Source organism: Agromyces binzhouensis, assembly GCF_004135055.1.
Taxonomy (GTDB): Bacteria; Actinomycetota; Actinomycetes; order Actinomycetales; family Microbacteriaceae; genus Agromyces; species Agromyces binzhouensis.
Genome location: NZ_SDPL01000088.1, coordinates 1 through 9,516 on the forward strand (window position 1 = coordinate 1; position 9,516 = coordinate 9,516).

Here is a 9,516-nt window from a genome sequence, read left to right on the forward strand (position 1 = left end):
CTCGCGTTCGGCGCGCCCGACCGCGCCGCCGACCCCGTGCCGCTCGAGGCCGGCCCGGCGCTCGGCCTCGTCGGGCTCGGCCTCGTCGTCGGCATCGCCTCCGGCCTCTTCGGCGTCGGCGGCGGACTCATCATGGTTCCGGCATTCATGACGCTCTTCGGACTCGGCGACCTGATCGCCCGTGGGACCTCGCTCGTCGCGATGATCCCGACGGCGGTGAGCGGGTCGGTGAAGAACCTGCGCGGCCGGCTCGTCGACCTCCGCATCGCGCTCGTCGTGGGCATCGCCGCGACCCTCGCATCGCTGCCGGGCGTCGCACTCGCCTTCCTCATCCCCCCGGCGGTGGGCGGATGGCTCTTCGCCGCGCTGCTCGTCGCGGCGGCGGCCCAGCTGTCCGTCCGGGCGATCCGGGCCCGACGGGCCGGCAGCGCATGACCGACGCATCCGCCCCCCGCCTCGACACCGACCCGCGGCATCCGTCACTGACCTTCAGGCGTGCCGGGGTCGGCGACCACGCCCGGGTCGTCTCCGTCATCGGCCCCTGGTGGGAGCGGCAGGACGCCGACCGGCTCGCCCTCCTCCTGCCGCGGCTGTTCTTCCAGCACTTCGCCGACACGTCCACCGTCGTCGACGACGAGCACGGCGAGCTCGCCGGCTTCCTCATCGGCTTCCGCTCGGCGAGCCGGCCCGAGGTCGCCTACATCCACTTCGTCGGCGTCCGCCCCGACCAGCGGCGCACCGGCCTCGCGCGCACGCTCTACGAGCGGTTCTTCGAGGCGATGCGGGCGAGCGGATGCCAGAGGGTCGAGGCGATCACCGGTCCGCCGAACGTGCGCTCCCAGGACTTCCACCGCGCGATGGGCTTCGACGCGACGGGCGACACGGTCATCGACGGCGTGCGCGCGTGGCGGGACTACGACGGGCCCGGCGAGCACCGCGTCGCGTTCACGCGGCCGCTGTGATCCGAACGGCGCAACCGCCGACTCCGCTGCCGCTCAGCCTCGCGCCTTGCCCTCGAGGTACCTGCGCTCGGTCGCGTTGAGCGCGGTGCGCGCGGCGATGCCGAACTCGGCGCGCGCCTCGTCCGGCCGGTCGACGAGCGCGAGCAGGTGGCCGCGCACGGCGTGCACGCGGAAGTGCCCGGCGAGCGCGGGCTCGAGGGCGACGGACTCGAGGTCGCGGAGGGCGCGGTCCGGTCCGTGCACCATCGCCACGGCCACAACCCGCCCGAGCTCGACCATCGGCCCGGGCCCGACCACCCGCAACAGGTCGTAGAGCGCGAGCACCTCGACCCAGTCCGTCCGGTCCGTCGACGGCGCCTCGGCGTGCACGGCGGCGATCGCGGCCTGGAGCTGGAACGGTCCGGGCTCGCCCGTGGCGAGCGCGTGCTCGACCAGCGCCACGCCCTCGTCGATGAGGTCGCGGCGCCAGAGCGTCCGATCCTGCTCGTCGAGCGGAACGAGCTCCGGCAGCTCCTCCGGCCCGGATCCGCGGAGGCGGGCAGGGCGACGCGCCTCCGTGAGCAGCATGAGCGCGAGGAGGCCGTCGGTCTCGGCCGCCCACGACGCCGCGGGCGGCGTGGCGTCGCGCAGCATCCGCGTCAGCCGGATGGCCTCGGCGGAGAGGTCGGGCCGCGCGAGCACGTCGCCCGAGCTGGCGGTGTGGCCCTCGGTGAACATCAGGTGGAGCACCTGCCTGACCGCGGCGGTCCGCTCGGGGAGTTCGGCGTCCTCCGGCCGGCGGAACCGGGCGCCCGCCGCGCGGATGCGCTGCTTCGCGCGGGAGATGCGCTGGGCGACGGTCGACTCCGGCACCAGCAGGCCGCGTGCGACCTCCGCCGTCGTGAGCCCGCCGACGGCGCGCAGCGTGAGGGCGAGCTGCGACGCCCGTGAGAGCGCCGGGTGGCAGCAGAGCACGAACAGGGCCAGCGAGTCGTCTCGTGCCGAGACCACGGTCCCGCCCTCCGCATCGATCGGCTCGAGCACCGCGTCGCGCTCCTCGCGCGTGCGGCGCGCGATCGCGCTGCGAACGGCGTCGACGTGGCGGCGATGCGCCACGGCGACGAGCCAGGCGCGCGGATGCCCCGGCACGCCCTCGCTCGGCCACTGCGCCGCGGCGGCGATGAGCGCCTCCTGGAGCGCGTCCTCGCTCGAGTCGAAGTCGCCGATGCGTCGGACGAGGACCGCGAGCGCCGAGGGAGCCGCCGCGCGCAGCACCGACTCGATGCTGCGCGCCGGCTCCCTCGGCGCGTCGGCGCTCACGCCACCGAGACGTCGGGTTCCGCGTCCTCGGCGAGGATCGGGTGGACGTGCACGCCGCCCCACGAGGCCTCGGGCAGCCTCGCCGCGATCTCGACGGCGCGGTCGTACGACTCGACGTCGACGAGGTAGTAGCCCGAGAGGAACTCCTTCGTCTCCGCGAGGGGTGCATCGGTGGCGACGCCGTCGGTCGACCGAACGGCCCGCGCGGTCTCGCGACCGGCGAGCTGCTCCGCGTCGACGAGCTCTCCCGACGCTCGGAGTTCGTCGACGAGGTCCGCGTAGACCACCATGGCCTCGGCCTGCTGCTCGGGCGTGAACGCCTCCCACGCGGCGCCCCACTGCGGGTTGGACTGGATGAGGATGAGGTACTTCACGGTTCGCTCCTTGACTGGTGTGCGGGGGCGAAGTTCGTCCCCATCAGTATGTCGAGGCCGGCAGCGGGTCTTCGACATCGACGCGGAGTCGGCGGGGAATCCGGTCGGATCGCTAGCAGAGGCATCCGCACCTGACAAGGGCTGTGCTCGGACGCGCGGCGCTCGTAACGTGGCCATCGACGTCGCACCCGAACGCGACGCGACGATCGGAAGGGGGCCCCGAATGGGTGAGTCCGACAAGATCGGCAACAAGGCCGAGGAACTCAAGGGAAAGGCCAAGGAGGCCGCCGGCAAGGCGACCGACGACGAGCGCCTCGAAGCGGAGGGCCGCAGGGATCAGACCGCGGCCAACCTCAAGCAGGCCGGCGAGAACGTGAAGGACGCCTTCGGCTCGTAACGGCCCACCACTGATGGGGCGCGCATCGCGGGGGTGCGCGTCCCATCATCATGTCCGGGCGAGCGTGGAGCACGATCCGCGCTCCGCCCCTGGGCGGGGAATCATCTCCGTTTCGATTCCGCCATCAGCGATATCGGCCGCCCGACGGATGTCGGTGGCATCCGATTGGATGCAGACTTGACGACGCGACTCGGAATTCGACCCGAGCCCTGGCGAGGCGGCATCCCGCGCTCGCGCACCCCGTACGCACCTCGCGGAGAATCATGCTCGGACGACTCCTCATCCGCTACCTGAAGCCCTACCGGTGGCTCATCGCCGGCGTGCTGCTGTTCCAGTTCATGTCCGTGCTCGCGACGCTCTACCTGCCGAGCCTCAACGCCGACATCATCGACGAGGGCGTCTCCACGGGAGACACCGCCTACATCTGGTCGACCGGCACGTTCATGCTCGCGATCTCGCTCGGCCAGATCGTCGCAGCCATCATCGCCACGTACTTCGCGGCCAAGGCCGCCATGCGGGTCGGTCGCGACATCCGCAACGACGTCTTCGACAAGGTGAGCGCGTTCAGCGAGCGCGAGGTCTCGAAGTACGGCCCGGGCTCGCTCATCACGCGCAACACGAACGACGTGCAGCAGGTGCAGATGCTCGCGATGACGGGCGCGACCATGCTCGTGAGCGCCCCCCTCATGGCCGTCGGCGGCATCATCATGGCGCTGCAGCAGGACGTCGGGCTCAGCTGGCTCATCTGGGTCTCCGTGCTGACGATCCTCGTGGTCGCGGGGCTCGTCATCAGCCGCATGGTCCCGCTCTTCCGCAGCTACCAGAAGCGCCTCGACGCCGTGAACCGGATCCTGCGCGAGCAGCTGACCGGCATCCGGGTCGTGCGTGCGTTCGTCCGCGAGCCCATCGAGCAGCAGCGGTTCGAGGGCGCCAACCACGACATCATGGACGTCGGTCGCCGCGTCGGCACGCTGTTCATCACGCTGTTCCCGCTCTTCATGCTCGTGCTGAACGTCACCGTCATCGGCGTGATCTGGTTCGGCGCGGCCGAGGTCGAGGCCGGCAGCGTGCAGGTCGGCACGCTCTTCGCGTTCATGCAGTACGTCGGCGTGATCCTCGGCGGCGTGCTCATGGCCGCCTTCACGACGATCATGATCCCGCGTGCCGCCGTCTCGGCCGAGCGCATCGGCGAGGTGCTCGCCACCGAGACCACGCTCCCCCGCCCCGAGCAGCCGATCGACGAGTTCCCGACGCCGGGCACGGTCGAGTTCCGCGACGTCGCCTTCGCCTACCCCGGCGCCGAGCACGCCGTGGTCGAGGGCGTCTCGTTCCGGGCCGAGCGCGGCGAGACCGTGGCGATCGTCGGCTCCACCGGGGCCGGCAAGACCACGCTCGTCTCGCTCGTGCCCCGGCTCTTCGACGTCACCGGCGGCGCGGTGCTGGTCAACGGCACCGACGTGCGCGAGGCCGACCTCGAGTCGCTCTGGAAGACGATCGGCCTCGTGCCGCAGCGGCCGTTCCTGTTCGCCGGGACGGTGGCCTCGAACCTGCGGTTCGGGCGCGAGGAGGCCACCGACGACGAACTCTGGCACGCCCTCGAGATCGCCCAGGGCCGCGACTTCGTCGCCGCGATGGAGGGCGGGCTCGACGCCCGCATCTCGCAGGGCGGCACGAACGTCTCGGGCGGGCAGCGTCAGCGGCTCGCGATCGCGCGCGCGATCGTGCACCGGCCCGAGATCCTCGTGTTCGACGACTCGTTCTCGGCGCTCGACCTGACGACCGACGCGCGGCTCAGGCAGGCGCTCTGGCGCGAGCTCCCGCAGGTGACGAAGGTCGTCGTCGCCCAGCGCGTGTCGACCATCACCGACGCCGACCGCATCGTGGTCCTCGAGGACGGCCGCGTGGTCGGGCTCGGCAGGCACGAAGAACTGGTCGAGACGTGCCAGACCTACCGCGAGATCGTCGAATCCCAGCTCGGAGTGGAGACCCAGGCATGAGCCGCGACACCAGCACCCCGAAGGGCCGCGGCGGGCGGGGCCGCGCCGAGGCGGCGGCGCAGGCGGCGCAGCAGCCCACCCTCGAGCAGCTCGAGGAACAGCAGCTCGCCGAGGAGGCGCGCATCAACTCCGGATCGTGGGACTCCGTCGCCCCGGGCAAGGCGCAGGACTTCGGCCGCAGCTTCCGTCGGATGCTCGGACTCCTGGCTCCGTGGAAGTGGTCGTTCGCGTTCGTCTCGCTCCTCGGCGCCATCGGCGTCGTGCTCACCGTGATCGCCCCGCGCGTGCTCGGCGAGGCCACGAACGTCATCTTCGAGGGGTGGATCTCGCTCCAGCTGCCCGCGGGCGTGACCCAGCAGCAGATCGTGGAGCAGCTGCGGTCGACCGGCCAGGACGACCTCGCCAACATCGTCGGCGCCGCGACCCTGACGCCCGGCGAGGGCATCGACTTCGTGCGGCTCAGCCAGCTCGTCGTCATCGTGCTGCTGCTCTACGTGGTGGCGTCGATCCTGTCCTGGGTCCAGGGCTACGTGATCAACGTGATCATGGTCCGAGCGATGTACGGGCTGCGCGAGCAGGTCGAGTCGAAGGTCCACCGCCTTCCGCTCAGCTACTTCGACCGCACGCAGCGCGGCGAGCTCATCTCGCGGGTGACCAACGACATCGACAACATCACCCAGACGATGCAGCAGTCCCTCTCGAGCGCGCTGACGAGCGTCCTCACCGTCATCGGCGTGCTCGTGATGATGTTCTCGATCTCGTGGCAGCTCTCCCTCGTCGCGCTCGTCGCGCTGCCGCTCATGGCGGTCATCTTCGGCATCATCGGGCCGAAGTCGCAGGCCGCGTTCGGCATCCAGTGGCGCAAGGTCGGTCGCCTGAACGCGCGCGTCGAGGAATCGTTCTCGGGTCACGCGCTCGTGAAGGTGTTCGGCCGCGAGCAGGACGCGAGCGAGAAGTTCCGCGCCGAGAACGAGGAGCTCTACGAGGCCGCGTTCAAGGCGCAGTTCCTCGCCGGCATCATCATGCCGGGCATGATGTTCGTCGGGAACCTGACCTACGTCGGCATCGCGGTCCTCGGCGGGCTCATGGTGGCCGGCGGCCAGCTCCGGCTCGGCGACGTGCAGGCGTTCATCCAGTACTCGCAGCAGTTCACGCAGCCGCTCTCGCAGCTCGGCGGGATGGCCGCCGTCGTGCAGTCCGGAACCGCCTCGGCCGAGCGCGTGTTCGAGCTGCTCGACGCCGACGAGGAGGAGGCCGACGCGGCCGATGCGCCCGCAGCCGTCGACGGTCGCGGCGTGATCGAGTTCGACCACGTCTCGTTCTCGTACACGCCCGACCGTCCGCTCATCCGCGACCTGTCGTTCCGCGTCGAGCCCGGGCAGACCGTCGCCATCGTCGGCCCGACCGGAGCCGGCAAGACCACGCTCGTCAACCTCGTCATGCGGTTCTACGAGCTCGACGGCGGCCGCATCCTCATCGACGGCCAGGACATCTCCGAGCTCACCCGCCGCGACGTCCGCGCCCGCACCGGGATGGTGCTGCAGGACCCGTGGCTGTTCGGGGGCACGATCCGCGAGAACATCCGGTACGGACGACAGACGGCGACCGACGACGAGATCGCGGCCGCGGCGCGTGCGACCTACGTCGACCGGTTCGTGCACTCGCTGCCCGACGGCTACGACACCGTCCTCGACGAGGACGCGTCGAACGTGTCGGCGGGCGAGAAGCAGCTCATCACCATCGCGCGCGCGTTCGTCGCGCAGCCCAGCGTGCTCATCCTCGACGAGGCGACGAGCTCGGTCGACACGCGCACCGAGCTGCTGCTGCAGCACGCCATGGCGGCGCTGCGCGAGGGCCGCACGTCCTTCGTCATCGCGCACCGGCTCTCGACGATCCGCGACGCCGACCTCATCCTCGTGATGGAGCACGGCGACATCGTCGAGAAGGGCACGCACGACGAGCTCATCGCGGCCGAGGGCGCGTACTACCGCCTCTACAACTCGCAGTTCGAGCAGGCGGCGTACGACGTCGACGCCGAGCTCGCGATGGAGGCCGAGGCGGCCGTCGGCACCCCCGGCGAGTCGGTGCTCGGCTTCGACGGCGGGGCCGAGGAGGCATCGGCAGACGCCCCGGTGAACTGAGCGACGCACCCGGGAGTAGCCTCGAAGGGCTGTGACGATCCCCACCCCGCTCCCCATCGCCCCGACGTGGCGCCTGTGGGTGGTGTGGGGCGTCGGCGTCGCCGCCTACATCCTGTCGGTCACGAACCGCTCGTCGCTCTCGGCCGTGGGAATCGACGCGGCGGTGCGCTTCGACGCCGACGCCTCGACCCTGTCGATGTTCGCCGTCATCCAGCTGGCGGTCTACGGCGGCATGCAGATCCCCGTCGGCCTGCTGCTCGACCGGTTCGGCGCCCGGCCCATGATCACGATCGGGATGGCGCTGATGGCCGTCGGCCAGCTCGTGCTCGCGTTCGCACCCGACGTCGGCTGGGCGATCTTCGCGCGGATGCTGCTCGGCGCGGGCGACGCGGCGGTCTTCCCGAGCGTGCTGCGCGTGATCGCGGTGTGGTTCCCCGAACGGCAGGCGCCGGTGATGGTGCAGCTCACCGGCCTCATCGGCCAGTCCGGGCAGATCCTCGCCGTGCTGCCGCTCGCGGCGCTGCTGCACGCGACGACGTGGTCGATCGCGTTCGGCTCCCTCGCCGGACTCGGCGCCCTGTTCACGGTGCTCACGTTCGCCGTCATCCGCAACCGTCCGCCGGGCAGGGTGGAGGACGTCTCGGTCGACACGGTCACGGGCGCCATCCACGTCGTGCGCTCCTCGGCCGACCTGCGCACGGGCTTCCGCGAGTCGTGGGCGCACCCGGGCACGCGGCTGGCGTTCTGGTCGCACTTCACGACGCCCTTCTCGGGCACCGCGTTCGTGCTGCTCTGGGGCTTCCCGTTCCTCACCGTCGGCGAGGGGCTGTCGACGGCGACGGCGTCACTGCTCTTCACGGTCTACGTCGTGTTCGGCATCCTCGTCGGCCCCGTCATCGGCGCGCTCTCGTCGCGCCATCCGACCCGACGATCCCGCCTGCTGGTGCTGCCGGTGATCGGCATCCAGGCGGTGGCCTGGCTGACCGTCATCGCCTGGCCCGGCCCGGCGCCGCTCTGGCTGCTGTTCGTGCTCGCGTTCGCGATGAGCACCGGCGGACCCGGGTCGATGATCGGCTTCGACCACGCGCGCACCTTCAACCCGAGCCACCGACTGAGCACCGCGACCGGCATCACGAACGTCGGCGGGTTCCTCGCGGCGCTGCTCGCGATCCTGCTCATCGGCATCGCGATGGACGCGCAGGGCGCGGGCACGCCCGACACCTACACGCTCGAGGCGTTCCGCATCGCGTTCCTGACGCAGGTGCCGCTGTGGCTGCTCGGTTCGCTCTTCATCGTCATCGAGCGGCGGCGCACGCGCGTGCACATCGGCCTCGACGAGCCGCGCTCGCGGCGTCGCGACCGCGGCACCGACGGCCTGCCCTGAGGCCGCACCCGCCTCGCGGTTCCTGCGCCCCGTCCGGGGGCCACGCCGCGTGTGGCACCTCGACGGCACGGACCGGCGGCAATATCGTTCAGGCATGGACAGCGCGCTGGCCGCGATCGCCGCATGGATGCCCGACCAGCGATGGTTCGGCGGGAAGGGCCACGCCCCGACCCTCCGGCGGATCGGCGCCTGGGAGCTCCCCGTCGACGAGCCCGGCGTGCGCGTGATCTCGATGCTCGTCATGGACGACGCCCCCGAGCCGCCCGTGCTCTACCAGGTCCCCGTGGTCGAGCGCGCGACGCCCGGCCCCGCCGACGACGCGCACCTGATCGGCGTGCTCGACGACGGCACGCGCCTGTACGACGGTCCGCACGACCCGGCCTTCACCGATGCCCTCCTCGAACTGATCACGAGCGGCGGTCGGGCGGTCGCGCACGGGGCGACGGCGATGGGGCACCCGGTCGCGCACGCGCCCGACGGGCGAGGTCCCGAGACGGATGCCGCGCGATCGGCGCGCCGGGTCCCGGCCGGCGTCCTCGGCGGCGAGCAGTCGAACACGTCCATCGTGTACCGGCCCGAGGGCGCCCCGCCCGTGATCTGCAAGGTGTTCCGGCAGCTCCATCACGGCGACAACCCCGACGTCACCCTGCAGACCGCGCTCGGCATCGCCGGGTCGCCGCACATCCCGCCCGTCGTCGGCGACGTGCTCGGCGAGTGGGACGACGTCGGCCGCGCCGACGGACGCGCACGCGGGCACCTGGCGTTCGCGCAGGAGTTCCTCCCCGGCGTCGAGGACGCCTGGCGCGTGGCCCTCCTCGCCGCGGCATCCGCCCGCGACTTCACCGAGGAGGCGCGCGCCCTCGGCGCAGCCGTGTCCGAGGTGCACGCCTCGCTCGGCGCGAGCTTCGGGCACGAGCCCTCGTCGCCCGACCTCATCGCCGCCGTCGCGGCGGCGTGGCGCC

The 9,516-nt window shown here is 71.8% G+C and carries 9 protein-coding genes; 7 read left to right on the forward strand and 2 right to left on the reverse strand.

All coding sequences use genetic code 11. The annotated features are described in order from the left end of the window. On the forward strand, positions 1–435 hold a 435-nt coding region (locus ESO86_RS06555; RefSeq protein WP_165307425.1), incomplete at its 5' end, for a sulfite exporter TauE/SafE family protein. Beyond that, positions 432–962, forward strand: coding sequence for a GNAT family N-acetyltransferase (locus tag ESO86_RS06560; protein ID WP_129234174.1), 531 nt, complete (start codon positions 432–434; stop codon positions 960–962). The genes ESO86_RS06555 and ESO86_RS06560, both read left to right, overlap by 4 nt. 33 nt (positions 963–995) lie before the next feature. On the opposite strand, the gene ESO86_RS06565 is transcribed toward ESO86_RS06560, so the two are convergent. Beyond that, positions 996–2,261 carry an RNA polymerase sigma factor gene (locus ESO86_RS06565; RefSeq protein ID WP_207207035.1) on the reverse strand — a complete coding sequence of 422 codons (1,266 nt, stop codon included), beginning with the start codon at positions 2,259–2,261 and terminating at the stop codon, positions 996–998. Beyond that, on the reverse strand, positions 2,258–2,635 hold the full coding sequence (locus ESO86_RS06570; protein ID WP_129234175.1) for a YciI family protein: 378 nt from the start codon (positions 2,633–2,635) through the stop codon (positions 2,258–2,260). Before ESO86_RS06570 ends, ESO86_RS06565 begins: the two co-directional genes overlap by 4 nt. Before the next feature lie 223 nt (positions 2,636–2,858). Here ESO86_RS06570 and ESO86_RS06575 point away from each other — a divergent pair, with 223 nt between their 5' ends. The 5 genes from ESO86_RS06575 to ESO86_RS06595 form a co-directional block, all read left to right on the forward strand. Continuing rightward, positions 2,859–3,032: a CsbD family protein gene (locus ESO86_RS06575; RefSeq protein WP_129234176.1), complete on the forward strand. Its 174-nt coding sequence runs from the start codon at positions 2,859–2,861 to the stop codon at positions 3,030–3,032. Between the two features lie 263 nt (positions 3,033–3,295). Further along, positions 3,296–5,029 carry an ABC transporter ATP-binding protein gene (locus tag ESO86_RS06580; RefSeq protein WP_129234177.1) on the forward strand — a complete coding sequence of 578 codons (1,734 nt, stop codon included), beginning with the start codon at positions 3,296–3,298 and terminating at the stop codon, positions 5,027–5,029. Beyond that, complete coding sequence (locus tag ESO86_RS06585) at positions 5,026–7,170, forward strand: ABC transporter ATP-binding protein (protein WP_129234178.1); 2,145 nt, start codon at positions 5,026–5,028, stop codon at positions 7,168–7,170. The genes ESO86_RS06580 and ESO86_RS06585 overlap by 4 nt, the downstream gene beginning before the upstream one ends. A gap of 31 nt (positions 7,171–7,201) precedes the next feature. After that, a complete protein-coding gene (locus ESO86_RS06590; protein WP_242492240.1) occupies positions 7,202–8,554 on the forward strand; it encodes an MFS transporter in 1,353 nt (450 codons plus the stop codon). Positions 8,555–8,648: 94 nt separating this feature from the next. Then, positions 8,649–9,516: maltokinase N-terminal cap-like domain-containing protein (locus ESO86_RS06595; RefSeq protein ID WP_422836478.1), on the forward strand; the 868-nt coding region annotated here is incomplete at its 3' end.

Excerpts from the sequence above, each read along its gene's own strand:
- ESO86_RS06575 (WP_129234176.1), top strand. The coding sequence starts at position 2,859 with ATGGGTGAGTCCGACAAGATCGGCAACAAGGCCGAGGAACTCAAGGGA.
- ESO86_RS06560 (WP_129234174.1), top strand. The coding sequence starts at position 432 with ATGACCGACGCATCCGCCCCCCGCCTCGACACCGACCCGCGGCATCCG.
- ESO86_RS06585 (WP_129234178.1), top strand. The coding sequence starts at position 5,026 with ATGAGCCGCGACACCAGCACCCCGAAGGGCCGCGGCGGGCGGGGCCGC.
- ESO86_RS06580 (WP_129234177.1), top strand. The coding sequence starts at position 3,296 with ATGCTCGGACGACTCCTCATCCGCTACCTGAAGCCCTACCGGTGGCTC.